Annotated in this window: 19 protein-coding genes and 2 pseudogenes; 7 read left to right on the forward strand and 14 right to left on the reverse strand. The window is 59.0% G+C overall.

The window, feature by feature from the left end; genetic code table 11:
• The first annotated feature begins 152 nt into the window (after positions 1–152).
• Positions 153–2,045: a penicillin-binding protein 2 gene (gene mrdA / locus ACM6J5_RS08295; protein ID WP_414928160.1), complete on the forward strand. Its 1,893-nt coding sequence runs from the start codon at positions 153–155 to the stop codon at positions 2,043–2,045.
• Between the two features lie 2 nt (positions 2,046–2,047).
• Here mrdA and ACM6J5_RS08300 read toward each other — a convergent pair.
• The 9 genes and pseudogenes from ACM6J5_RS08300 to ACM6J5_RS08340 all read right to left on the reverse strand — a co-directional run.
• Positions 2,048–2,167, reverse strand: a pseudogene (locus ACM6J5_RS08300) (LysR family transcriptional regulator); the annotation flags it as partial.
• 29 nt (positions 2,168–2,196) lie between these two features.
• Positions 2,197–3,327, reverse strand: coding sequence for a glycosyltransferase family 4 protein (locus ACM6J5_RS08305; RefSeq protein ID WP_095942492.1), 1,131 nt, complete (start codon positions 3,325–3,327; stop codon positions 2,197–2,199).
• On the reverse strand, positions 3,328–4,458 hold the full coding sequence (locus ACM6J5_RS08310; RefSeq protein WP_095942493.1) for a glycosyltransferase family 4 protein: 1,131 nt from the start codon (positions 4,456–4,458) through the stop codon (positions 3,328–3,330).
• Positions 4,442–5,809: a glycosyltransferase family 4 protein gene (locus tag ACM6J5_RS08315; RefSeq protein WP_414928161.1), complete on the reverse strand. Its 1,368-nt coding sequence runs from the start codon at positions 5,807–5,809 to the stop codon at positions 4,442–4,444. The genes ACM6J5_RS08310 and ACM6J5_RS08315 overlap by 17 nt, the downstream gene beginning before the upstream one ends.
• Positions 5,806–7,059: an ABC transporter ATP-binding protein gene (locus ACM6J5_RS08320; RefSeq protein ID WP_095942494.1), complete on the reverse strand. Its 1,254-nt coding sequence runs from the start codon at positions 7,057–7,059 to the stop codon at positions 5,806–5,808. The genes ACM6J5_RS08315 and ACM6J5_RS08320 overlap by 4 nt, the downstream gene beginning before the upstream one ends.
• A complete protein-coding gene (locus ACM6J5_RS08325) occupies positions 7,059–7,856 on the reverse strand; it encodes an ABC transporter permease (protein ID WP_095942495.1) in 798 nt (265 codons plus the stop codon). The genes ACM6J5_RS08320 and ACM6J5_RS08325 overlap by 1 nt, the downstream gene beginning before the upstream one ends.
• A complete protein-coding gene (locus ACM6J5_RS08330; protein WP_414928162.1) occupies positions 7,857–9,299 on the reverse strand; it encodes a mannose-1-phosphate guanylyltransferase/mannose-6-phosphate isomerase in 1,443 nt (480 codons plus the stop codon).
• Positions 9,300–9,302: 3 nt separating this feature from the next.
• Entirely contained in the window at positions 9,303–10,274 is a 972-nt protein-coding gene (gene gmd, locus ACM6J5_RS08335; RefSeq protein WP_414928163.1) for a GDP-mannose 4,6-dehydratase, read from the reverse strand.
• 90 nt (positions 10,275–10,364) lie between these two features.
• A pseudogene (locus ACM6J5_RS08340) lies at positions 10,365–10,709 on the reverse strand (NAD-dependent epimerase/dehydratase family protein); the annotation flags it as partial.
• 424 nt (positions 10,710–11,133) lie between these two features.
• Between ACM6J5_RS08340 and ACM6J5_RS08345 the strand changes: the two are divergent.
• The 5 genes from ACM6J5_RS08345 to ACM6J5_RS08365 are packed head-to-tail and all read left to right on the forward strand — an operon-like array spanning position 11,134 to position 16,862.
• Positions 11,134–12,711 (forward strand): glycosyltransferase, encoded by a 1,578-nt coding sequence (locus ACM6J5_RS08345; RefSeq protein ID WP_414928164.1) that lies wholly within the window; start codon positions 11,134–11,136, stop codon positions 12,709–12,711.
• A complete protein-coding gene (locus ACM6J5_RS08350; protein ID WP_414928165.1) occupies positions 12,705–14,000 on the forward strand; it encodes a glycosyltransferase in 1,296 nt (431 codons plus the stop codon). The genes ACM6J5_RS08345 and ACM6J5_RS08350 overlap by 7 nt, the downstream gene beginning before the upstream one ends.
• Positions 13,997–14,881, forward strand: coding sequence for a class I SAM-dependent methyltransferase (locus tag ACM6J5_RS08355; RefSeq protein WP_150674042.1), 885 nt, complete (start codon positions 13,997–13,999; stop codon positions 14,879–14,881). The genes ACM6J5_RS08350 and ACM6J5_RS08355 overlap by 4 nt, the downstream gene beginning before the upstream one ends.
• Positions 14,878–16,035, forward strand: a complete 1,158-nt coding sequence (locus tag ACM6J5_RS08360) for an acyltransferase family protein (RefSeq protein WP_095942500.1) — start codon at positions 14,878–14,880, stop codon at positions 16,033–16,035. Before ACM6J5_RS08355 ends, ACM6J5_RS08360 begins: the two co-directional genes overlap by 4 nt.
• Positions 16,029–16,862: a class I SAM-dependent methyltransferase gene (locus tag ACM6J5_RS08365; protein WP_095942501.1), complete on the forward strand. Its 834-nt coding sequence runs from the start codon at positions 16,029–16,031 to the stop codon at positions 16,860–16,862. The genes ACM6J5_RS08360 and ACM6J5_RS08365 overlap by 7 nt, the downstream gene beginning before the upstream one ends.
• Positions 16,863–16,886: 24 nt before the next feature.
• Here the strand turns inward: ACM6J5_RS08365 and ACM6J5_RS08370 are convergent, their stop codons facing one another.
• From ACM6J5_RS08370 to ACM6J5_RS08390, 5 genes are all read right to left on the reverse strand, one after another.
• Positions 16,887–18,434 carry an amino acid ABC transporter permease/ATP-binding protein gene (locus ACM6J5_RS08370; RefSeq protein ID WP_414928166.1) on the reverse strand — a complete coding sequence of 516 codons (1,548 nt, stop codon included), beginning with the start codon at positions 18,432–18,434 and terminating at the stop codon, positions 16,887–16,889.
• Between the two features lie 64 nt (positions 18,435–18,498).
• A complete protein-coding gene (locus ACM6J5_RS08375; protein WP_414928167.1) occupies positions 18,499–19,293 on the reverse strand; it encodes an ABC transporter substrate-binding protein in 795 nt (264 codons plus the stop codon).
• Positions 19,294–19,339: 46 nt separating this feature from the next.
• Entirely contained in the window at positions 19,340–20,410 is a 1,071-nt protein-coding gene (locus ACM6J5_RS08380) for an isopenicillin N synthase family dioxygenase (RefSeq protein WP_414928168.1), read from the reverse strand.
• A 14-nt stretch (positions 20,411–20,424) separates the two neighbouring features.
• The gene (locus ACM6J5_RS08385; protein ID WP_414928169.1) at positions 20,425–21,276 is read right to left on the reverse strand and encodes a sugar phosphate isomerase/epimerase family protein; all 852 of its coding nucleotides are present in this window, start codon (positions 21,274–21,276) and stop codon (positions 20,425–20,427) included.
• Positions 21,277–21,570: 294 nt separating this feature from the next.
• Positions 21,571–21,840, reverse strand: coding sequence for a hypothetical protein (locus tag ACM6J5_RS08390; protein WP_095942506.1), 270 nt, complete (start codon positions 21,838–21,840; stop codon positions 21,571–21,573).
• Positions 21,841–22,020: 180 nt separating this feature from the next.
• Between ACM6J5_RS08390 and ACM6J5_RS08395 the strand changes: the two genes are divergently transcribed.
• Complete coding sequence (locus ACM6J5_RS08395; protein ID WP_095942507.1) at positions 22,021–22,794, forward strand: ParA family protein; 774 nt, start codon at positions 22,021–22,023, stop codon at positions 22,792–22,794.
• The last annotated feature ends 183 nt before the right edge of the window (positions 22,795–22,977 follow it).

The raw sequence follows: 22,977 nt of genomic DNA on the forward strand, positions 1-22,977 counted from the left end.
GCGCTCGAAAAACAAGGCCGGCCCACCTAAGGTCAATTATAAAAAAAATCACACAAACCAGGTTCCACGCTTTTGGTATGGTGCAGCTCATTTTTAATGGACTGAATTTGCGCCCACGGATCGGCATTCTTTTTCAAAGAGTTGCTGCATAAGTGCCCGAACCGATACCGATCAAGGACCACGAAAAAGAGACATGCCTGGTCAACAAGAGACTCATGGCCTGCGCCTTGTTCGTTGCGGCTGTCACCTGTGCACTGGTAGTGCGCATGTATGTCCTGCAGGTAGTCGAGTTCGACTATCACTCGACCATCTCCGAAAACAATCGCGTACATGTCCTGCCGATTACACCGCCCCGCGGGTTGATCTATGACCGCAACGGCGTACTCCTCGCAGACAACCGCCCCAGCTTCAACCTGACCATCACCCGCGAACGTGCATCCAATGTCAACGAAGAGCTGGACGAGGTCGTCAATCTCCTGCACTTGCCCGCTGAAGATCGCACGCTGTTCGACAAGGCGATGAAGCAGGCACGTCACCCCTTCGTACCCGTGACACTGTTCTATGAGCTGAGCGAAGAACAGATTGCCGTACTCGCCGTCAACGAGTTCCGTCTGCCGGGCCTCGATGTCGAGCCGCAGTTCGTTCGGCACTATCCATTGGGCGAGCACTTCGCCCATTCAGTCGGCTACGTCGGACGTATCAACGAGAAAGAGTCAAAGGCTTTGGATAACGTCGAGTACCGAGGTACCCAATCCATCGGCAAGACCGGGATCGAAAAATTCTACGAGTCGCAACTGCACGGCCATGTCGGTTATGAGGAAGTCGAAACCAATGCCCAGGGTCGCGTGCTGCGGGTGCTCAAGCACACTGACCCGGTGCCCGGCGAAAACATTGTCCTGAGCCTCGACATCAAGCTTCAGGAAGCCGCCGAACAAGCCCTGGGGGATCGCCGTGGTTCGGTGGTCGCGCTGGATCCGTCGACCGGTGAAGTGCTGGCCATGGTCAGCAACCCGAGTTTCGATCCGAACCTGTTCGTCACCGGTATCAGCTCCAGGGAATACTCCACACTCCGGGACTCCATCGACCGACCGCTGTTCAACCGTGTGCTGCGCGGTCTCTATGCGCCGGGTTCGACCATCAAGCCGGAAGTGGCAATCGCCGGCCTCGATGCCGGTGTCGTCACACCACAGACCCGTGTGTTCGACCCCGGTTATTACCAACTGCCGGATTTCGATCACAAGTACCGCAACTGGAACCACAGCGGCGACGGCTGGGTGGATATGGATGCGGCGATCATGCGTTCCAACGACACCTATTTCTACGACCTTGCTCACAAACTGGGGATTGATCGTCTGCACGATTACATGGCGATGTTCGGACTGGGTGAGAAAGTCTCCCTGGACATGAATGAAGAGTCTCCCGGCCTGATGCCATCCCAAGCCTGGAAACGCGCCACCCGTCGTCAGGCCTGGTTCCCGGGCGAGACGGTGATTCTCGGTATCGGCCAGGGCTATATGCAGGTCACGCCACTGCAGTTGGCCCAGGCCACCGCGCTGATTGCCAACAAAGGCGTGTGGAATCGCCCGCACCTGGCCAAAACCGTGGACGGTGTCGCGCCGGTGGATGAGCATCCGATGCCGAATATTCTGCTCAAGGATCCACGCGGCTGGGAGCAGGTCAACCATGGCATGCAGATGGTGATGCATGATGCCCGCGGGATTGCCCGGGCCGCAGCGGCGGGCGCGCAGTACCGTATTGCCGGTAAGAGCGGTACCGCACAGGTGGTGGCAATCAAGCAGGGCGAGCGTTACAACCGGGAGAAAACCCGCGAGCGTAACCGCGACAATGCCTTGTTCGTCGGTTTCGCCCCGGCCGAGCACCCGAAGATCGTGATTTCGGTGATGATCGAAAACGGCGAGGCCGGTGGTCGCGTTGCCGGTCCCGTGGTGCGGGAGATCATGGACGCCTGGCTACTCGACCAGGATGGCCATCTCAAGCCGCAGTACGTAGCGCCGAGCAAGGCTGCGGGCGATCCTCACGTCTGAATTTAGTCTGTCAGCCGTTGTTGCAGGCTTTCGAGAAAGATCGTCTCGGCACGGCTCATGCGCTGTTCGCGGTTCCACAGCCAATGAATGTCCACATCGGCAATCCCTTCGTGGGGCAGCAGCAGGGGGAACTCGGATCTGCAGGAAGGCCTCACGCGTAGGCGAGGGTTTTTTCTTCCAGCAACTCCTCATACAAATTTGCCCATTTGCGACCCATTTCGTCCGCCGTGAACAGATTTTGATAACGGGCCTGTGCCTTCTCGCCCATTTGCGCCGCCAGCACCGGGTTTTCCCAAAGCGTGCGCATCGCCTCGCGAAACGCCAATGGATTACTCGGTGGCACCACCAGCCCGGTCTCGTTATGGATGTTGATGTAACTGGTGCCAGTGCCAATCTCACTGGAGATCATCGGTTTGCCATACATCGCGCCTTCCAGCAGTGAAATGCCAAAGGCTTCGGAGCGCAGGTGCGACGGGAACACGATGGCATAGCTCAGTTGCAGCAACGCTACCTTGTCCTCGTCTCCCAGACGCCCGAGGAAGTGAATATTGCGTAAACCCAAGGCGGCCGCCTGGGCATGCAGCTCTTGTTCCAGCGGGCCGGCACCGACAATTACTGTCGGGTAATCCAGGTCCTTCAGGGCGTCGAGCAGGATGTGCAACCCTTTGTAGTAGCGCATCACACCCACAAACAGAAAGAACTTATCGCCAAGCTTTTGCCGCCAGTGAGCCGTTCGATCGCTGTCCGGCTGTGGGTAACCCGTCTTGTTCAATCCATAGGGGATCACTCGGGTCTTGTGCTGAAACTGTTGCAACACATCACTGGTGTGCAGGTAATTAGGCGATGCAACGATGATCCGGTCGGCGCTGTGCAGAAAGCGATTCATCAGCGGTCGGTAAAGTTTGAGCAGCTGTTTCTGGCGGATAATGTCCGAGTGGTACGTCACCACGCTGGGTTTGTTCAGACTGCTTGCGAAATGCACCAGGTCCATGAACGGCCATGGAAAGTGGTAATTGACTACGTCGGCCTCCGCTGCCAGCTCGCAAAACTGTTTGAAGACGCTCCAGGAAAAACCCGTGGAGGCGAACTGAATGTCGAGCCGGGCTCGATGGACTTCATGATGCGCGACCTGCATCACCGGCGGTGTCGGATCGGCACTGAGTGTCAGCACCTTGCCTTCAACGCCGTGCAGGGCGCCGCTTTCGCACAACTGGAAAATCACTTGTTCGATCCCGCCGACCGAGTCAGGCAGGTACGTCTTGAAAAAATGAAGAACTCGCATTCAACCTCCCAGAGCCTGGCGGTAAGCGCTGGCCGTGACTTGCGCGCAGCGCTCCCAGGTAAAAAGCCTTGCCTGTAGCAATCCGGCTTCTCGGCATGCCTGCCAATGCGCTAGATCCTCGATCAGACGACTCATTGCATCGCGCAAGCCGTCGGTTTCATCCGGTTCAACATAGTTACCCGCAGAGCCTGCGACTTCGGGCATGGCCGAACGTCGGGTCAGAATGACCGGCGTTCCGCAAGCCATGGCTTCCAGCACCGGCAGGCCAAAACCTTCGTAAAGCGACGGAAAAATCAATGCCCGGGCGCCGGCCAACAGCTGCGCAACGTGCTCGTCAGGCAGATAGCCCAGCAAACAGACACAACCGCGGGCCAGGGCCTGGTGCAATTCTTCGCTGAACTGCTCGCGCTGCCAGCCGGCCATGCCGACGATCAGCAATGGAAAACGCTGACGGACCGATTCCGGCAATCGGGCGTGGGCGCGCAGGGCGAGGGACAGATTCTTGCGCGGCTCCAGGGTACCGACACAGAGGAAGTATTCCCGCGCTTCAACGCCATGGTTCTTGAGTACAGCGTCGATAGCCTCGGGGGATCGCGGGTGAAAACGCGTGGCTACACCCAGCGGTGCGACGACAAATCGCTCGACCGGTAACCCGAAATGCGCCTGGGCTTCGTCAGCAATGAACTGCGAGTCGGTAAGAATCAGGCTTGCCTGTCGCACGCCATCGGTCACGCGCCGTTCGATTTCTCGCAAGCGCGCCGGTGGCTGCGTTTCGGGATAGTGCAGGTGAGTCAGGTCATGCAGGGTGATGACTGTCGGGCCGTCGAATGACAGCGGCCACAAACTCGGTTCGTGGTAGAGGTCGATGGCTTGCGCGCGGCCTTGATCGAAGCGTTTCTGCTCCAGCCACCGCCGGGCTTGATAGGCCCCCGGAATCTGCCGCAGCAATGGCGTCAGTCGGGAATAGCCGGGCATGGCCGCCTCAGGCAGCACATCACTCCAGCCCCAGCCATGAAACAGCGCCAGTTCAATATCCGGTTCACACGCCAGGGCGTTCGCCAGTTCGACGACGTAGTGGCCGATGCCGGTGCGCGGCGCCTGGAGAATCCGGGCGTTAAGGGCAATGCGCATGTTGCCTCTCTTGTGCGAGCGGCACGTCCGAGAGATTGCGCAGAGTGCGTTCGGCCAATTGCGCACTGGCTTCACGCCAACCGATCCAGCGCCAGTGCGCGACATCACGAGTGGCCGGGAATTGACCGCTGCTCTCGAAACGAATGACCAGGTCAGCCAGGCTTTGTGGTTCGGCCAGATCGAAGTACGCCATGAACTCGCCACCGATTTCGCGAAAAACCGCAATGTCGCTGCCCATGGCCGGCAGTCCACGCTGCATGGCTTCTACCAGTGGCAGGCCGAAGCCTTCCACAAAAGACGGAAACACCAGTGAGCTGGCGTGGGTGTAGGCATGTTCGAGGCTGGTGTCGTTCAGGTCGTTGAACATGAACAGTCGTTGGTTCAACTGCGGGTGATTACGGACCCGGGCCAGCAGTGCATCGCATTTCCAGCCGACTCGCCCGGCAATGCACAGACGGGCATTGGAGCCTGCCGCCCAGGCCCGTTCGAAGGCATCCAGCAGGTAGTCGTGGTTCTTGCGCGGCTCGATGGTACTGACCATCAAAAACACTGGTTCCGGCGTTCTGAAAATATGCGTCAGGCGCGGCTCGACGGCGGCCGTGACTTCGCTCAGGTCCAGTTCGGAGCCGAGGTGGAAATAGTCGAACCACAATTCACTGGCCTTGGCAGGACCCAGGCGGCGCTGCAGTTCATCACGCACCTGATCGCGCACCGTGGCGGAAATGGCCACATAGCCATCGGCGGTTTGGATGATCCAGTCGAACCATTCATTGAAAACCTGCACCAACCGCGTGTCGTAAAACTGCGGATGCGTCACGGGAATCAGGTCGTAAATCACCGAAACGATGCCCACGCCTTCACGTTTGAGTTGTTCGGCAAACGGGAAGAAATCGGTGTGCCAGGACGAGTCCAGCAGCACCAGTTGATCCCCCGGTTGGTGCTGCAGCGGCGTGCAACGTTTGGGCAGTTGATACTGATTGAGTTGGTCGATCAGACGCAGCGGCACGCTGAAGCAGGTCAGCGCTGTCAGTCGATAAGCCACGTATACCAAGCGCCGGGCGAAACGCGATGTCAGGCGTTTATCGAGCCGCTGATGCCATTGCCAGAAACGATGTGCCAGTCGGCCAAGTTGCCCGCCGAACATCATCAACTGATCGAAAAACGGAATGTTCAGCGCACCGAGTTTCAGCACCCGATAGAGTTTGCCCTTGAGCATCACAACCGGGATGCATTCAACACCGTCGACCGATTCCGGTAACTGGTTGACGACGTTGCGCACCACCCGCTGAATGCCCGAATTGACCTTGGGGTGCTGGAAAACGTGCGTACATTCCACCAAAAGACGCGTCATGGCGTGCCCCCCGAGGTCACCGGCGCGCTCGAACGCGTGACGGTGGTCTTCGCGGCCAACCACGAGCAGCCGACAAAGTCTTCCTGGCGGTTGTTGATCACATGGAACACCAACCCGTAATCGCGCCACTCGAAGTTGCGGTCCAGGTGTGAATCCAGGCGTGACAGGCTCAAGGCCACGGAATAGTTCCCCTTGCCCAGCCCCATGACGAAAGCAAAGCGATAGGTCACGCGCTCGCCAGCCTGCAAGTCGGTCAGCGCCTGATCCTGGCGATGGGTGTTGATGCCGTACATGGCCTGGCCCAGGCGATCCTTGATCATGAAGCCCAGTACCAGCCGTTCGATGTCCTGGCAAACCTCGACATTCACTTCCAGCACGACCGGCTGGCCGACTTCGGCGGCGTCGATGGAGCGTTCATGTTGGTCGAGCAAGCGCACGGTCAGGATCCGGGCTTCACCCGTTCCCGAAATGGTACTGACCTGGCCGCCGGCGAGGGCTTCCTGGCGCACGGTCTGTCCTTCACGCTCGGCGAGCAGGGCGTTGTAGTAATCCATCACGGATTCGGGTGTGTCGTGCATGGCCATGTGGCCGTTTTCCAGGAGGATCGCCGAGTCGCAGATCGACTGAATCGCCCCACGGTCATGGGAGACGATCAACAGCGTGGTACCGGCTTTGCGAAAACTGCGGATGCGGTCGAAACTTTTGTGCTGGAAGTAGGCATCGCCCACCGACAGTGCTTCATCGACGATCAAAATGTCCGGGCGCCGCGCGGTAGCCACACTGAACGCCAGACGCATTTGCATACCGCTGGAATAAGTGCGCACCGGGTGGTCGATGGCGTCGCCAATTTCCGCGAAGCGTTCGATTTCCGGCATCAACGCTTCTATTTCTTCGACCTGCATGCCCAGCAGTTGCCCGGCCATGACCGCATTCTGCCGGCCGGTAAAGTCCGCATGAAAACCCATGCCCAATTCCAGCAGGGCGGCGACGCGGCCTTCGAGCTCAATGGTGCCGCGGGTGGGTTGGGTGGTGCCGGTGATCATCTTCAACAAGGTGCTTTTGCCGGCGCCGTTGACCCCGACGATACCCACCGATTCTCCGGGGGCAATCTGGAAGGTCACGTCCTGCAGCACCCAATGCTGGCGATGACGGATCGGCGAGAACGGGACCAGCCATTCAACCAGTCGACTCCAGCGGGAAGGGTATTGTTTATAGGCCTTGCCCAGGCCGGTGACGCGTATGTGCCCCATCAGAGTTCATCCACCATTTCACCGACCCTCTGCCGAAACAGCCGAAGCCCGATGACGAGAAACAAAACGCTGGCGACCAGGATCGGCAGCAGCGAACTCCAGACGGGCCATTGGCCATACAGGAAGATGTTCTGGTAGCTGGTGATCAGGTTGGTCAGGGGGTTGAGTTGCAGCAAGCGCTGCACCCAATCGGGCAGGATGCTCAGCGGGTAAACGATTGGCGTCAGCCAGAACCAGAATTGCAGACAGATGGCGAAAAATTGCCCGACATCGCGAAAAAAAACATTCAATACGCCAAGAATAATCCCCAACCCGGCACAGAACATCACCTGTAACGCCAGCAGAGGAATGAGCGCCAACAGCGCCAGGCCCGGTAGTCGACCGGTGATCAACAGAAAGCCGAGGAACAAGCCGATGATGATTGCGAAGTTGATACCGGCATTCAACAGTACGATCACCGGCAGGCAGATCCGTGGAAAGCTGATTTTTTTCAGCAGGTTGGCGTTATCCAGAAACATGTTCTGGCTGCGCACGGTGATTTCCGCGAACAAGCCCCAGGTCAGCAACCCGGCGCAGAGGTAGATGCTGTAGGCCATACCGTCATCTACCCCCGGTAAACGCGCGCGCATGATCTGGGAAAAAATAACGGTGTAGACAATGATCATCGACAGCGGATTGAGCACGGTCCACAGGGCACCGAACAACGAATTGCGATAACGCGCCTGAAACTCTCGCTGGACGCTACCGAGGATGAACCCTCGATAGCTGCTCAGCGTGCGGTAAAGGGAAAGCAGCATTCAAACCGTCCTGCCGTATTGATCTTCGAAGCGGACGATGTCGTCCTCTCCCAGGTATTCGCCGCTTTGCACTTCGATGATCACAAGGTCGATCACGCCCGGATTTTCCAGGCGATGCTTGTGACCCGCGGCAATGAAGGTCGATTCGTTCTTGGCCACCAGGCGAGTGCCGGTGCCATTGTTGGTGACCCTGGCCATGCCTTCGACCACCACCCAGTGTTCATTGCGATGGTGGTGCATCTGCAGTGACAACTTGGCGCCGGGCTTGACCACGATGCGTTTGATCTTGAAGCGCGGGCCTTCCTCGAGCACGGTGTAGGTGCCCCATGGCCGGCTGACGGTACGGTGCAGGCGATAGGCTTCGTGCTCTTTATCCTTGAGTTGCCTGGCCACCCGGCGCACATCCTGGGCGCGGTCGGCGTGGGCCACCAGCACCGCGTCGGCGGTGTCGACGATGATCAGGTTGTCCACGCCCACGGTCGCGACCAGACGGTCTTCGCTGTGGACGAAGTTGTCGTGGCTGTCGATGAAAATCGACTCGCCGACGGCGCGGTTGTTTTGTGCATCCGCCGGTACCAGCGCGGCCACCGCACCCCAGGATCCGATGTCGCTCCAGTCGAAACGGGCCGGCACGACAACCACCTTGTCGGAGCGCTCCATCAACGCGTAGTCGATGGAAATGTCCATGATCTCGCCAAACAGGGCCGGCGACAGTTCCTGTTGCAGGCAACCCGCGTTTTCCACCGCAGCGCTGGCGGCCATGCAGGTTTGCGTCTGCTCCAGCAAGTCGGGCGCATGGGTTTGCAGTTCGGCCAGTACGCTGGCGACCGAGAAGCAGAACATCCCGGAGTTCCACAGGAAGTTGCCGCTTTCCAGGTAATGAGTCGCGGTTTGCAGGTCAGGTTTTTCGACGAAGCGTCGCACGCTGGCAGCGCCCTTGTCGTCCAGCGAAGTGCCGGCTTCAATGTAGCCAAAACCGGTTTCCGGCGCCGTCGGCACCACACCAAAGGTCACCAGGTGACCGCGCCTGGCCAGCGTCACGGCATGCTCGACCGCGTCCTTCAGTGCGTCGACATTGACGATCAGATGGTCGGCGGGCATGACCAGCATGATCGCGTCGTCGCCATGCAGGGCCTGGAGGGAGAGGGCGGCGGCGGCAATGGCCGGCGCCGTGTTGCGACCCGTCGGCTCCAGCAGGAAGTGCCCGCGATGACGGCCCAGGTGCGCGTCCCGAAAGTGATCCTTGCTCTGGAAGTAGTACTCGCGGTTGGTCACCGTGACGATATCGCCCCAGCCGGCGATCAGCTGCGCGGCACGCCGATAGGTCTTGCCCAGCAGCGACTGGCCGTCGGGCAATACCATGAAGGGTTTGGGATGGTCCTCACGCGACACCGGCCACAACCTTGTCCCGGCACCACCGGAGAGAATCACGGGAATCAGCATGGCCTACTCCTTGGCGACGCGTTTCATGTCCGCATCCATCATCATGCGGATCAAGGCATCCAGATCGGTTTTTGGTTTCCAGCCCAGCACACGCTGGGCCTTGGCCGGGTTGCCGAGCAGCACTTCGACTTCGGCCGGGCGGAAGAACGCCGGGTCGATCTTCACGTAGTCGCGGTAGTTCAGGCCCACATGATCGAAGGCAATCCGGCACATCTCGCGCACGGTGGTGGTCACACCGGTGGCCACCACGAAGTCGTCGGGCTTGTCCTGTTGCAGCATCAGCCACATGGCTTCGACGTAGTCCCCGGCAAAACCCCAGTCGCGCTTGGCGTCGATGTTGCCCAGGCGCAGTTCCTGCTGCTTGCCCTGCTTGATTCGGGCAGCGGCATCGGTGACTTTGCGCGTCACGAACTCGATGCCGCGCAGCGGTGATTCATGGTTGAACAGAATGCCGCTGCTGGCGTGCAGGTTGAAGCTCTCGCGGTAGTTCACGGTGATCCAGTGGCCGTACAACTTGGCTACGCCATACGGGCTGCGCGGATAGAATGGCGTGTTCTCGTCCTGCTGTTCGGCCTGGATCAGGCCGAACATTTCGCTGGTGGACGCCTGGTAAAAACGCGTGTGCGGGCTGAACTGACGGATCGCTTCGAGCAGGTGGGTAACGCCCAGACCGTCGACGATGCCGGTGGTCACCGGTTGATCCCAGGAGGCCGCGACAAAGCTTTGCGCGGCGAGGTTATAGACCTCGTCCGGCGCCGACTTGATCACTGCGCGCTGCACTGAACAGGCATCGGCCATGTCGCCGTCCAGGTAGACGATGTCCGCCTCGATGCCCATCTCGCGCAGGCGCCAGCGCGAGTCGCTGCTGCGACGCGCCACCAGGCCGTGGACTTTGTAGCCCTTGTCGAGCAGCAGTTTGGCCAGATACGCGCCATCCTGGCCGGTGATACCTGTGATCAATGCACTTTTAGTCATTCTTGTCGTACTCGCTTCTCCCAGTCGGACAGGATCGCCCGCAGGGATTGTTGTGTTGTGATTTCAGATTTCCATCCGGTGGTTTCGATCAGGCTGCGAATGCTCTGCTCGCGCCCCGAGCAAGCTGACGTACAGGAACGTGCCGGTGAAGCCGCATGCCTTGAAGGCTCGCAGCAGGTTCAGGGTGCCCAGCAGATTGATGTTCAGGGTGCGCGCCGGATCACGAAAGGCGTCCGGGACGAAAGTCTGGCCAGCCAGGTGAATTACCGCATCGGGCAATTCCGGCCACAAGCCTTCGAGGCTGTCCGGCGCGGCGAGATCGTAGCGGCAAGGAACAGGCAGAAGTTCCCATTCCGAGGCATCGGCCTGCAAACGCGATTGGGTGTGCTGTCCTGTGAATCCAGTCAGGCCCGTGACAAACAGACGTTTTTTCAACCGCGACCCCCCGGTCATGCATTTCATCCATTCCTGATTGGCTTGATGGAAGGGTCTTACGAACCAACAGGATCGCTCGCAAAGACAGATGAAATGTTTGTTGTAGTTGTTTGCTGGTCAATCTGTGCCATTTGCTCGGCAATTTCAACAGGTCCAATCGTGACCGGTCAGTTCTCGTCAGCGTAGCCTGATTTATTCTCGTCGGGCGGTTCACGAATCCTCAACGGATGTGGTTAGAATGCCCTTCGTCACGATTATCCGGGGTTCGGCAGCGTCGCTTCGAAACTGCGAGAAACTGACCACTAAAACAAGAACGAAGACGGGCAGCAAGACGATGGACGAGCGCCAGTAAACACTGACTCGAACCGTGTTCTCCCCGTCATGGCGTGAGGCTGCCGGGATGGCGGTGTCACCGTGGGATACCATGAATTTTATTCTTTACTCCGACGTCAACGACAGCTCCATCAGCCAGAGTCTCGGCCGTCCCGAGTACAGTTACTACTTCGTGCTCAAGGCGTATCGCCCTGTACTCGAAAGCCTTGGGCGAGTGCATGTGGTGTCCTCCACCGCCGAGGTCGATCCGCTCTACAAACAATTATTGGCCGCCGGCGAAGACAGTCTGTTCCTGTCGTTTACGCCGCCGCAGAAAACCCCGAACGACCTTGAGTGCCCGACGATCTGCGTGGTGGCCTGGGAGTTTGATTCGATTCCCGATGAACAATGGGATAACGACCCGCGCCAGGACTGGACGCAAATGCTGGCGCGGCAGGGCCGGGTGATTACACTCTCCAGCCATACCGCCCGGGCGATTCGTCGGGCCATGGGCGAAGACTTTCCGGTGTTGGTGTTGCCGACGCCGTTGTGGGAAAACTTCGCCGACATTCGTAGTCGCCACACCAGCGTCCCGATCAGCACCGGCTCGACCCTGGACATCAAGGGTTGCATCTTCGATACGCGTACCCTCGGGCTGAGCGCCGATGCACTGATTCCCGTCGTGCCGAGCGCCGAGGAACTGGCGGCGCTCGAGGCCGAGCTGGAGGCATTGAAGCCACCGCCGCTGACGCTCAAGCGCCGCTTGGTGATTGCTCGCCATTACCTGCATATGTGGCGCCTGGACAAAGGTAAATCGCTGCCGATCCCGGTGCATCGCACGCATTTTCTAAGCCAGTGGTACTGGGAAGGGATTCGCGACTTGTTGTCGCAAACCGCCCATGAACGTCTCGCTGACTGGTTGCCGGCCATCGCCGGCCCGCAGACGATTGCAGTACCCGAGCCAGAACCGCGACAGTGGCCGGACACTACCGCCCAGGTCGAAACACAGGTTGACGGTGTGGTGTACGTCACCGTGTTCAACCCGCGTGACGGTCGCAAAAACTGGCATCAGCTGATCACCGCATTCTGCTGGGCGTTCCGTGAAACGTCTGACGCGACACTGGTGCTGAAGATTACCCAAAGCGATCTGTCGTCCTACCACGACGAACTGATGACGTTGCTCGCGCAGCTTTCGCCGTTCGCCTGTCGGGTGGTGGTCATGCACGGCTACCTGGACGACCCGCAATACGCCCGTCTGTACGAAGCCGCCAGTTACTACGTCAATGCCTCGCGCTGCGAAGGGCTGTGCCTGCCGCTGATGGAGTTCATGGCCAGCGGCAAACCGGTGATTGCCCCGGATCACACGGCCATGGAGGACTACATCGATGAGCGTGTGGCGTTTGTGGTCACGTCCAGCGAAGAGCTGACCATCTGGCCACAGGACACTCGCATCATCTACCGCACCCTGCGTTACCGGCCGGATTGGGGTTCGCTGAAAACCGCTTACGAAAACAGCTACCGTCTGGCCAAGGAACAACCGCTGGAGTATCAGCGCATGTCCCTGGCCGCCGTCGAACGCATGCGTGATTACTGCGCATTCGCCCCGGTGCACAAACGCATGGCGGATTTTTTCGGGCTGGCGCCACAGGCTTTGCCGACAGCAACCGTGACGGATACCGCCTCATGCTGATCATCATTCATTCGGAAACCAACCAGCACACCATTGCCCAGAACCTTGGCCGCTCGGAGTACAGCTATTACTTCGTGCTCAAGGAGTACCGACCCGTGCTGGAGCGGCTGGGGCGAGTGGTAGAAGTCAGCGACCCGCAGACCGAAGTCGATGCCTTGTACCTGGACTGTTTATCCCGTGGCGAAGCGTGCGTGTTCCTGTCGTTTTCACCACCTCATCGCACGCCGGTCAATTTCACCTGCCCGACGCTGCCGGTGTTCGCGTGGGAATTCAGCACTATCCCCAACGAACCCTTTGCCGGTGATCCGCTCAATGACTGGCGCACGGTATTGCAGGCAGCGGGTGCGGCGATTACACATTCCAGCTACACCGTGAATGCGGTGCGCGAGGCGATGGGCGCCGACTATCCGGTCATCGCGGTACCGGCCCCGGTATGGGACCGGTTTTCCGAGCGCGGCGCCCACTTGCAACGCCAGCCCCTGGCCAGTCAGGTGCGGTTGACGCTCAAGGGGTTGCTGGCCGACAGCCGCGAACTCGACTTGCGTGCCTTCGGCCCCGTGGCCACTCGCGAAGGTGCGGGTATTGATTTCGAGGCCCCGCCGAGTGAGCACGAGTTGGTCCTCGACGGCGTGATTTATACCTCGGTGTTCAACCCCGGTGACGGGCGCAAGAACTGGGAAGACATGCTCAGTGCCTTTTGCGTGACGTTTCGCGAGGTGGACGACGCAACGCTGGTGCTCAAGTTGACGCACCACGATGCCGAGCAAGCGCTGACCGACATCCTTCACCACTTGTACAAAAACCAGTCTTACCGCTGCCGGGTCGTATTGATTTACGGCTATCTGGCTGACGCAGACTATGAGCAGCTGGTGCAAGCCACAAGTTATGTGGTCAACACATCCTATGGCGAAGGCCAATGTCTTCCGCTGATGGAGTTCATGTCCTGTGGCAAACCGGCGGTGGCGCCACGGACCACGGCGATGATCGATTATCTGGATGCCGATAATGCATTCCTGATTGACTCCACCGATGAGCTGACGGCCTGGCCACATGACCCGCGCAGGGCGTTTCGTACCTTGCGCTACGTCACCAATTGGGCGTCGTTGTGCAGGGCTTACCAATCAAGCTATGACGTGGCCAAGGGTGATCCCGGGCGTTATGCACAGATGTCCGTGCACGCAGTGGCCAGCCTCAGGAAGTTCTGCAGCCAGGCCACAGCCGAGCAGCGGCTTGGCGTATTTTTTGAGCGCTTGTTCGAAAACCGTGTCGTGGAAACCCCTGAGGCATGATTCGCGCATTGGTCAGACGTTTTTTTCCAGAGACGAAACCCGAGCCCCGGCCCGCGCCGTCGCCGGTCGAGCAATCCCGTGTGTCGCCAAGAGACGTGGGCTTGCACGATGCAATACATGACGGCTGGTTTTGCGGAGACAGCGGCGAATTGCTCAAGGGGTTTGCCATTACCGCCGACGACACCTTGCTGGATGTCGGCTGCGGCGAAGGGGTGGCGACCTTGTTCGCGGTCCGCCAGGGCGCTTCGGTGATTTTCACCGACAGTGAACACGACAAGGTCCGCGAGCTTGCCCGGCAAGTGGCGGCGCAATCGGACAAACCGAACCTGGGGCTGGTCAGCAACAGTTTGCCGCTGCCATTGGCCGACGGGTGCGCCAGCAAAGTCGTGTGCATGGAAGTGCTGGAACACATCGATCAGCCAGAGCCCTTCATGGCCGAACTGGTGCGCATGGGCCGCCCCGGCGCGCTGTACCTGCTGAGCGTGCCGTCCCCGGTGGGCGAGCATCTGCAGAAAGGCATCGCCCCGGCCAGCTATTTTCAATCGCCCAATCACGTGCAGATTTTCAGCCCCGAGCGATTCGCCGCGCTGGTGGAAGACGCGGGCCTGGTAATCGAGCATCGCCAGGCCACCGGGTTTTTCTGGGTCATGGGCATGATTTTTTTCTGGGCCAGCGAGCGGGCTGCCGGGCGTGAATTGGGTGGCGCGGTTCGCGACCGGATTCAGGCGCCGTATCCGCCGCTGATGGAGAGCTGGGCGAAAACCTGGCAGGACTTGCTGGCCCAGCCTGACGGGTTGGCGATCAAGCAGATGCTGGACCGGTTCATGCCCAAGAGCCAGGTGATCATTGCCCGCAAACCCCATGTCCAGGAGGGCGCATGAGCAACGAAAAACGGATCATGGACATCGAGTTGCTGCGCGGCATTGCGGTGCTTGGCGTGCTGTTTCATCACCTGCAGGACAGCCTGTTCGCGGCGGCCGTGCCGTTGCTGCAGGCCATCACGCTGTACAGCCAGCCGTGGTGGGGCGTGGATCTGTTTTTCGCGATCTCGGGTTTCGTCATTGCCCGCAGCCTGATCCCGGCCTTGCGCCGCTGCACAACTCGCCAGGAATACTGGCAACAGACGCGCAATTTCTGGTTGCGCCGGGCCTTTCGTTTGCTGCCGTCGGCCTGGCTGTGGCTGGCGCTGATGTTGTTGGCGTGTCTTTTTCTCAACCGCTCCGGCGCGTTCGGCACCCTGCACGCGAACCTTCAGGCGACACTGGCCGGCGTTGCGCAGTACGCCAATTTCCGCTTTGCCGACAGTTTTTATCATTACGAATATGGCACCAGTTTCGTGTACTGGAGCCTGTCGCTGGAGGAGCAGTTCTACCTGCTGTTCCCGCTGATGATCGTGCTGTTTCGCAAGCACCTGGTGTGGGCGTTGCTGGCGCTGGTGGCGGTGCAATTGTTCACCTTGCGCACGCCGATCCTGATGGTGGTGCGTACCGACGCGCTGGCCCTTGGCGTGCTGTTGGCGATGTGGAGTACGCAACCGTCGTACCTGCGCTGGGAGCCAAAATTCCTGCGTCGTCCATGGGCGGGTGTTGCCGCACTGATCGCGGTATCGCTGCTGCTCAGCTTCATGGCAACGGATCGTTTCACCTTCACGTCTTACCGGATCGGCGTGATTGCGCTGTTGTGTGCGCTGCTGGTCTGGATCGCTTCTTACAACCGAGATTACCTGTTGCCGCGCGGAGTGTTCAAAAACCTGATGACCTGGGTCGGCAGCCGTTCCTACGGGATTTACCTGATCCACATCCCCGCCTACTTGCTGGTTCGTGAGTTCATTTTCCGTTTACAGGCTGCCGGGCTGCCCAGTCCGGCTGGCCATCCGATACTGATGTTGCTGATGGCTGGCGGCCTGATCGTGCTGCTGAGCGAACTCAACTATCGCTTCATTGAAATGCCCCTGCGCAACCGCGGCGCCTCGCTGGTCAAACGCCTGGGCACCTCCCGAACAGCCATCCCATCCTCTGGAGCCACCTCATGCTGAGCCTTTTGAAGAAACTCACGGCGGGCACGCCCGCGCCTGTGCAGGCAGAGACACCGCCCGCGGCGCCAGTGGCGGAGAAAGTCGACCCCTACATGCTCGGTCTGCACGACGCGATGCTCAGCGGCTGGTTCAATCAGCAGACCGGCGAACTGTTCACCGGCTTCCCGGTGACCCCCGAGGACACGCTGCTGGATGTCGGCTGCGGCGACGGCGGCAACGTGCATTTCTGCGGGATGCGCGGGGCGAAGATCATCATCGCCGATATCGACGCGGCCAAGGTCGAGGCGACACGCCAGCGCCTGGGCGATACACCGGCCCGCGACGTCGAATGCCATGTCACCGACTGCAACCCGCTGCCGATTGCCGATGGGACGGCCACCCGGGTGGTGTCGACCGAAGTCATCGAGCACGTGGACGATCCGGCCCAATTCCTCGCTGAACTGGTGCGTGTGGGCAAACCGGGCGCGTTGTATCTGTTGAGCGTCCCGCACCCCAGCTCCGAAGACCTGCAGAAAGATATCGCGGCGGCCGAGTATTTCCAGAAGCCCAACCACATCCGCATCATCAGCGAAGAACAGTTCAAGGCCATGGTCAGCGATGCGGGCCTGGAAGTGATCAGCCACAGCCAGTACGGATTCTACTGGTCGATGTGGATGCTGTTGTTCTGGGAAGCCAAGGTCGATTTCAGCAACCCGGACCATCCGTTGCTCAACCACTGGGCGGACACCTGGCAGGCGATCCTGGCTTCGCCACGGGGTACGCAGATCAAGCAGGCGCTGGATGCGGTGGTGGCGAAAAGCCAGGTGATCATTGCGCGTAAGCCCTGATCGGCATTAGGGCTACCCACATGCTCATGCATGATCCAGCGTCGCAGACAGGTTCGGCGATCGGGTACTGATGCCCATGAAGCGCCGCACGCGTTCCCCTTCGGCATCGCATCGTATGGTTTGCGGTGCGGCATCCAATTGGATGTTACCGTTTTCCATGAATACGACCCGGTCGGATATCGACATGGCAAAGTCCATTTCGTGGGTCACGATCAGCATGGTCATGCCTTCTTTGGCCAGGTCGCGGATCACGTTCAGCACGTCGTTTACCAGTTCCGGGTCGAGGGCCGAGGTTGGCTCATCGAACAGCATGATCTGCGGCTCCATCGCCAGGGCTCGAGCGATCGCCACGCGTTGTTGCTGCCCGCCGGAGAGCTGGTGCGGGTACTTGTGGGCATGGGCCAGCAAGCCGACCTTGTCCAGTAGCGCGTAGGCACGATGTTCACTCAGCTCGCCCGGCTGACCGTGGTAACGGGGCGCCAGGGTGACGTTGTCGAGAATGGTGCGGTGCGGGAACAGGTTGAAGCTCTGGAACACCATGCCGATGTGCCGCACGCCTTTGCGCAGGCGGGCGCCGTTGGGTTTGTCCGACGCTTCGATGAATTTTTCGCCGAACAACAGAATGTCGCCGGTATCGATGGTTTCCAGGCCGTTGACCGTGCGGATCAGAGACGTTTTGCCGGAGCCGGATGGCCCGATGATCGAGACCACCTGGCCGTATTCGACATTCAGGTCGATACCCATCAGTACCTGGTGGGTGCCATAGCTCTTCTGGATGTTCTTCAGTTGCAGGATGGGCGTCGCGTTGTTGCCAGCGGCTTTGCGCGCAATGTCGGGCAAGGCTTCGGCGCTGGCCTTGAAACTGGCGATGGTGGCCGCGTCGAGTGTGTGCGGCTTGCGGAAGTTCAGGTCCAGGTAGCGCTCCAGGCGCTGCAGGAAATAGCCGAACACGGTGACGATCAACACGTAATAGACGCCTACCGCGGCCAGGGTTTCCATGACCAGGAAGTTGGTGGCATAGAGGCGTTGGCCGACGGTGAGGATTTCGGTCAGGGAGATGACCGAGACCAGCGAGGTCAGCTTGACCACCGTGATGTATTCATTAATCAGCGTGGGCAGCGAAATACGGAAGGCCTGGGGGATCACGATCAGGCGTTGCATGCCGAACAGGCCGACACCCAGAGCGCGCCCGGCTTCCTTCTGGCCCTTGGCCACGGAGATCAGGCCGCCACGATGGATTTCCGCCATGTACGCCGCTTCCGTAACCACCAGGGCCAGCAACCCTGCGTAGAAGGGGTTGGACAGAATCGGTCCGCTACCGGGAAACAATTGCGGCAGGTTGTAGACGAAGACCACCAGCACCAGCAACGGGATGCTGCGGAAGAACCAGATGTAGACCGCTGCGGGAATGCGCAGCAAGAGCGATTGGGACAGCTTGGCCGAGGCCAGGACAAAACCCAGCAGCATGCCGATGAACCAGGCCAAAGCACTGAGCTGGACCACCGTGACGCAGGCCTTCCAGAAGTCCGGCAGGGAGAACAGGGATAAGAAATACGACCAATCGAATTGCATGGGGCACCTCGATCTGCCGCCCCGGTGCAGGGGAGGCAGATGACCAGACTACAAGGACAGGTTCTTAGTTGGCAGTCGGTTCTTCCAGGCCATATTTCTGGAGAATTGCCGCGTATTCACCGCTCTTTTTGCTCTCCTCGAAGGCCTTTTGCACGGCCTGGAAAGTTTCGTCGTTACCTTTCTTGACGAAGATGCCCAGGGTTTGCTGATAAATCGGATGCTCAGTGGTGATCACGACCCGGCCGTTGGTCTTTTCCGCGATCATTTTTGCCGCGCCAGCGATTTCGACCTGGGCCTGGATGTTTTTGGACAGCAGGGCCTGCGTCACTTCGGGCGCCGAAGGGTACTCGCTGACGGTGATCGCGCCTTTGTTGTTCGGCACGCAGTAATCATCGGAGAGCTTCTTGAATTCCTTGACCCAGGTGGTGCCCTGTTCCAGGCCAAGTTTCAGACCGCACAGGTCTTCAGGCTTTTTCGCATTGATCTCGCTGCCCTTGGGCACCATGACCGCGGCGCCGGTATTGGCATAGGCGATGGTCTGGGCCTGGGTCTGGCGCTCCGGTGTGATGTACATGCCGGAAATGATCGCGTCGTACTTGCCGGAGTTCAGGCCCAGGATCAGGCTCGGGAACTTGGTATCGACGAACTCCACCTTGGCGTTCATGTGTTTGGCCAGTGACGTTGCCAGCTCGGGGTCCGAACCCACTACGTTTTTGTCCTTGTCATAGGACTCGAAGGGCGGGTAGGTGATCTCCATGCCGACCTTTAACGTGTCTGCCGCGGCCATGCTCACCGAGGCACCGAACATACCGGCTGCCAATACAGCCAGGCTCAAAAGGTTTTTCTTGTTGTTTTTCATGATGTGCTGACTCCGGCGTAGGTAGGGGTTTAGCTGAAAACTTCAATCAGGACGGTTGAGCCTGATTTTTCAAATGTCCGAAACTGGCGGGCTTGCGTGCCTTGCCTGGCAGTTGAACGTCCCCGTTGGCCACCCTCTGGCGCAGATACTGATAAGTCTGCAGCGCTTGGCCATACATGTGTTCGCCGATGGTGATTTCTTCGTAGTCGTTGCCTGCCTGGGCGAACCCGGGCAGCGGCTTGATCTGGGTGTGGTAGTCGCAGGCATAAAACAGCGGGAAGGAGTAACGCTCCTCCTTCACGCTGCGCACCCGGTGCGCGGTGGCAACGAAAGCGCCTGCCGTCATCACTTCCAGCATGTCGCCGATGTTGACGACAAAGGCATCGGCCATCGGTGGTGCATCGATCCATTGGCCACGATCGTTCATCACCTCAAGGCCCGGTTTGTCGGCCAAAAGGATGGTGAAGCACTCGTAGTCAGTATGGGCACCAAGACCCGGTGCGTCATGGGCTGCACCGTCGAAGGGATAGTGGATCAGACGCAGCTTGGACGGCGGACGGGTCACCAGGCTGTCGAAATAGTTTTCTTCCAGGCCCAGGGTCAGGGCGAAGCCGCCGAACAGGCGCCGGCCCAAGGCGAAGATGGCTTCATAGTAGGCCTGCACCGAGGCCTTGAAACCTTGCAGCTGCGGCCAGTCGTTGGGCCCCAGCAACGGGGTGTTGGCCAGCACCAGCGGGTCATCGGCCGGGACTTCGAAGCCGACGTCGAAGGCTTCCTTGTGATCCGGCTTGCCCTTGGAATAGACCTCTTCGCCTTCGGGTACAAAACCCTTGTGGGTTTGCGAGGTGCCGATGTAGTGGCGCATCTTGGTGTCGATGGGCTGGTCGAAAAAGTCTTTGGCAGCCTGGCGCAGGTTGGCGATCAGTTGCGGGTCGATGCCGTGATTGGTGATATAGAGGAACCCGACCTCGCTGGCGGCGCGCCCCAATTGTTCGGCCACGGCCAGGCGGTGTTCCAGTTCAAAGCTGAACAGACCGGCGATGTTGACCACCGGGATGCTATTGAAGTTGGCTTTGTGTGTGTCAGTGCTGGCGCTGTTGTTTTTGTTGTCAGGCATGACGCATCGGCTCCCTAAGGATGGCTTGAGTGGCTGAAACGCTCGAAGTGTTCACGCTCGGTCTGGCCCATCCACACGTTCAATGACCACAGGTCGGCGACCGGGACATTGGTGAAGGGCAAATGATGCAGGTAGCCGTCGGCGCCGAATTCCGGGGTCAGGGTGCTGACCTGGTAACCGCGGGTTTGCTGCGAGCGCCAGATGCTTTCCCAGTGCTGCTGATGGAAGGCCAGTTCCCTTGCATATTCCGGAGCCGCCGGGTGCGGAACCTGCGGTCCCTGGTCATAACCGACCCGGGCCTGGATATGGTGAACCCGCTCGATGAAAGCGCTCAGGTCATCGGCCGGGTCATTCAACAGGCGCTCGCAGGTCACGACCCAATGGCTGATGTCACTGGTGAACAACAGCTCGGGCAGTTGCCGGATCAACTCCAGGGTCACCCAGGGGTTGAACAGCGAACGTGAGCGGTGGGTTTCAAAGCTGCAGACCTGGCCGTGCTTGCGCGCCAGATCCAGCGCCTGGCCAAAAAACTCCACTTGCTGTGGCAAGGACCAGCGGTCATTGCCCGCCAGCACGTTGACGAAGCGTGGACCGAGTTCGGCAGCCCAGGCGAGTTTCTGGTCGAGGTCATCAAGGTGAGCGGCAGGCGTTGCCGACTGGTCCGGCAGCACGTCGTACGCGGTGAAGACCGTGCTGATATAGCCCAGGCGATTGGCCTGCAGAAAAGCGCCAAACTCGGCCCGTTCACGGGCGTCCAGTGGCAGGCGTGCTTCCATGCCATCGAAGCCCGCGTGCAGCAACTCCTCGAGCGCCTGAGCCTTGGTGGCGGTATAGCCCCACAGCGTGCGGAAAATTTCCAGCTTCATCGGTGATCCTCAAAAATCCCAGGGCCTGCTGCAAAAGCACTTCGACGGCGCCAGGCTGCCAAGCGCCTGGTTCGCTGTGGAGTCGATGTTAGGCACAGGCCGGGCACTGAAAGAATCTGAAAGTTCAAATGAATACTTCAGACTTTCGTTAACAAATAGCTTGCTATTTATAGTGCTGGCCAAGAGGGATTTTAAGGGCGAGAACGTGTCTGCGTTGGCTATTAGCGAGAGATGCCATTGTTACGGCATCATTTTGAAGAGTCCCAAGCGACACCGGGGCGACGAAGTTCCAGGCTACTTGTCATTCCTGGCATGCGCTACCTTCGCTCGAATGCCATCAAGATATTGGGACTTAAGCTCTGTCGTTAACGGACCAAGAATGGGGTTTGCCTTGAACCGGGCCAACAGATGCTCAATCACCCGATCCACCTTGGCGTAGGCAGCAGTGACGCTTGAAGGTACCAGCGGATCAAACTGAATCCCTTCCATCTCGATATCGAGTCGCTTCAACACGGGTTGTGCATCCAGGATCTGATGGCGTATTTCATCCACTGAACATTGCATTGTCGACCTCCTTGTAATGCCATAAGTACAGACACGCCTATCGTTAACTGCATCTCGGATGACGCAGTCAGGGTATGGCAGTTGCTGTCTTAAAAATGAAACAAAATTGTCGCGTAGAAATATTACTGAAATGTTTCAATCCTATGATCGAGGGAGATCTTTTTTCAGGTTACCTCCCACATGCGTCGAGTTGTGTTCAATCAAAAAGGAGGCGTTGGCAAATCAAGCATCGCTTGCAATCTCGCGGCTGTCAGTGCTGCCGAAGGCTACAGGACGCTGCTGGTGGATCTCGATCCTCAGGCTAACTCGACTCAATACCTGACAGGGCTGACAGGCGATGATATCCCCATGGGGATTGCCGATTTCTTCAAGCAAACCTTATCCAGCGGCCCGGCCAGCAAAAAGAATCGGGTGGCCATCACTGATACTCGCTACGACAATCTGCATCTGGTTACGGCCAGTCGGGAGCTTGCCGATCTGCAGTCAAAGCTTGAGTCAAAATTCAAGATCAATAAGCTGCGCCGCTTGTTGGTGGAGCTTTCCGAGGATTACGAGCGCATTTATATCGATACGCCACCGTCCCTGAATTTCTATACCTTCAGCGCACTGATCGCCGCCGACCGCGTGCTGATTCCATTTGATTGCGACAGCTTTTCCCGTCAGGCGCTTTATAACGTCATCGCGCAAGTGGCCGAGTTGCAGGCTGACCATCATGAGTCGTTGATCGTGGAAGGTGTGGTGATCAACCAGTTTGTGGCGCGTGCCAGCGTGCACCAGACGCTGATCGACGAGTTGTTGGCCGAAGGCTTGCCCGTGTTGCCGGATTATTTGAGTAGCACGGTCAAAATGCGTGAGTCCCATGAAGCGTCGGTGCCCATGATCCATCTGGCGCCACGCCATAAGCTTTCATTGGAATTCGTCAGCCTGTTTTCCGCTTTGGAAAGAGCCGGTTGATCCGTGCGCTGAACATAAAATTGCAATCGAAATGCCAGTACGATGACTTGCGCGCAATCGCTAGCTCCAGCTTCGAATCAACACCTGTTTTCCTGGCTGTCCTTGGGACGGCCATTTTTTTTGCCAGAGATTTTTGGACGCCGCATTTTCAGTTTTTGCATTTAGTCCTCGGCTTGTCGAAGT

The organism is Pseudomonas sp. IT-P74 (assembly GCF_949768175.1).
Taxonomy (GTDB): domain Bacteria; phylum Pseudomonadota; class Gammaproteobacteria; order Pseudomonadales; family Pseudomonadaceae; genus Aquipseudomonas.

Excerpts from the sequence above, each read along its gene's own strand:
- ACM6J5_RS08350 (WP_414928165.1), top strand. The coding sequence starts at position 12,705 with ATGCTGATCATCATTCATTCGGAAACCAACCAGCACACCATTGCCCAG.
- ACM6J5_RS08360 (WP_095942500.1), top strand. The coding sequence starts at position 14,878 with ATGAGCAACGAAAAACGGATCATGGACATCGAGTTGCTGCGCGGCATT.
- ACM6J5_RS08315 (WP_414928161.1), bottom strand. The coding sequence starts at position 5,809 with ATGACGCGTCTTTTGGTGGAATGTACGCACGTTTTCCAGCACCCCAAG.
- ACM6J5_RS08375 (WP_414928167.1), bottom strand. The coding sequence starts at position 19,293 with ATGAAAAACAACAAGAAAAACCTTTTGAGCCTGGCTGTATTGGCAGCC.
- ACM6J5_RS08380 (WP_414928168.1), bottom strand. The coding sequence starts at position 20,410 with ATGCCTGACAACAAAAACAACAGCGCCAGCACTGACACACACAAAGCC.
- ACM6J5_RS08385 (WP_414928169.1), bottom strand. The coding sequence starts at position 21,276 with ATGAAGCTGGAAATTTTCCGCACGCTGTGGGGCTATACCGCCACCAAG.
- ACM6J5_RS08310 (WP_095942493.1), bottom strand. The coding sequence starts at position 4,458 with ATGCGCATTGCCCTTAACGCCCGGATTCTCCAGGCGCCGCGCACCGGC.
- ACM6J5_RS08370 (WP_414928166.1), bottom strand. The coding sequence starts at position 18,434 with ATGCAATTCGATTGGTCGTATTTCTTATCCCTGTTCTCCCTGCCGGAC.
- ACM6J5_RS08330 (WP_414928162.1), bottom strand. The coding sequence starts at position 9,299 with ATGCTGATTCCCGTGATTCTCTCCGGTGGTGCCGGGACAAGGTTGTGG.
- ACM6J5_RS08365 (WP_095942501.1), top strand. The coding sequence starts at position 16,029 with ATGCTGAGCCTTTTGAAGAAACTCACGGCGGGCACGCCCGCGCCTGTG.
- ACM6J5_RS08305 (WP_095942492.1), bottom strand. The coding sequence starts at position 3,327 with ATGCGAGTTCTTCATTTTTTCAAGACGTACCTGCCTGACTCGGTCGGC.
- ACM6J5_RS08345 (WP_414928164.1), top strand. The coding sequence starts at position 11,134 with ATGAATTTTATTCTTTACTCCGACGTCAACGACAGCTCCATCAGCCAG.
- ACM6J5_RS08355 (WP_150674042.1), top strand. The coding sequence starts at position 13,997 with ATGATTCGCGCATTGGTCAGACGTTTTTTTCCAGAGACGAAACCCGAG.
- ACM6J5_RS08320 (WP_095942494.1), bottom strand. The coding sequence starts at position 7,059 with ATGGGGCACATACGCGTCACCGGCCTGGGCAAGGCCTATAAACAATAC.
- ACM6J5_RS08390 (WP_095942506.1), bottom strand. The coding sequence starts at position 21,840 with ATGCAATGTTCAGTGGATGAAATACGCCATCAGATCCTGGATGCACAA.
- ACM6J5_RS08395 (WP_095942507.1), top strand. The coding sequence starts at position 22,021 with ATGCGTCGAGTTGTGTTCAATCAAAAAGGAGGCGTTGGCAAATCAAGC.
- gmd (WP_414928163.1), bottom strand. The coding sequence starts at position 10,274 with ATGACTAAAAGTGCATTGATCACAGGTATCACCGGCCAGGATGGCGCG.
- ACM6J5_RS08325 (WP_095942495.1), bottom strand. The coding sequence starts at position 7,856 with ATGCTGCTTTCCCTTTACCGCACGCTGAGCAGCTATCGAGGGTTCATC.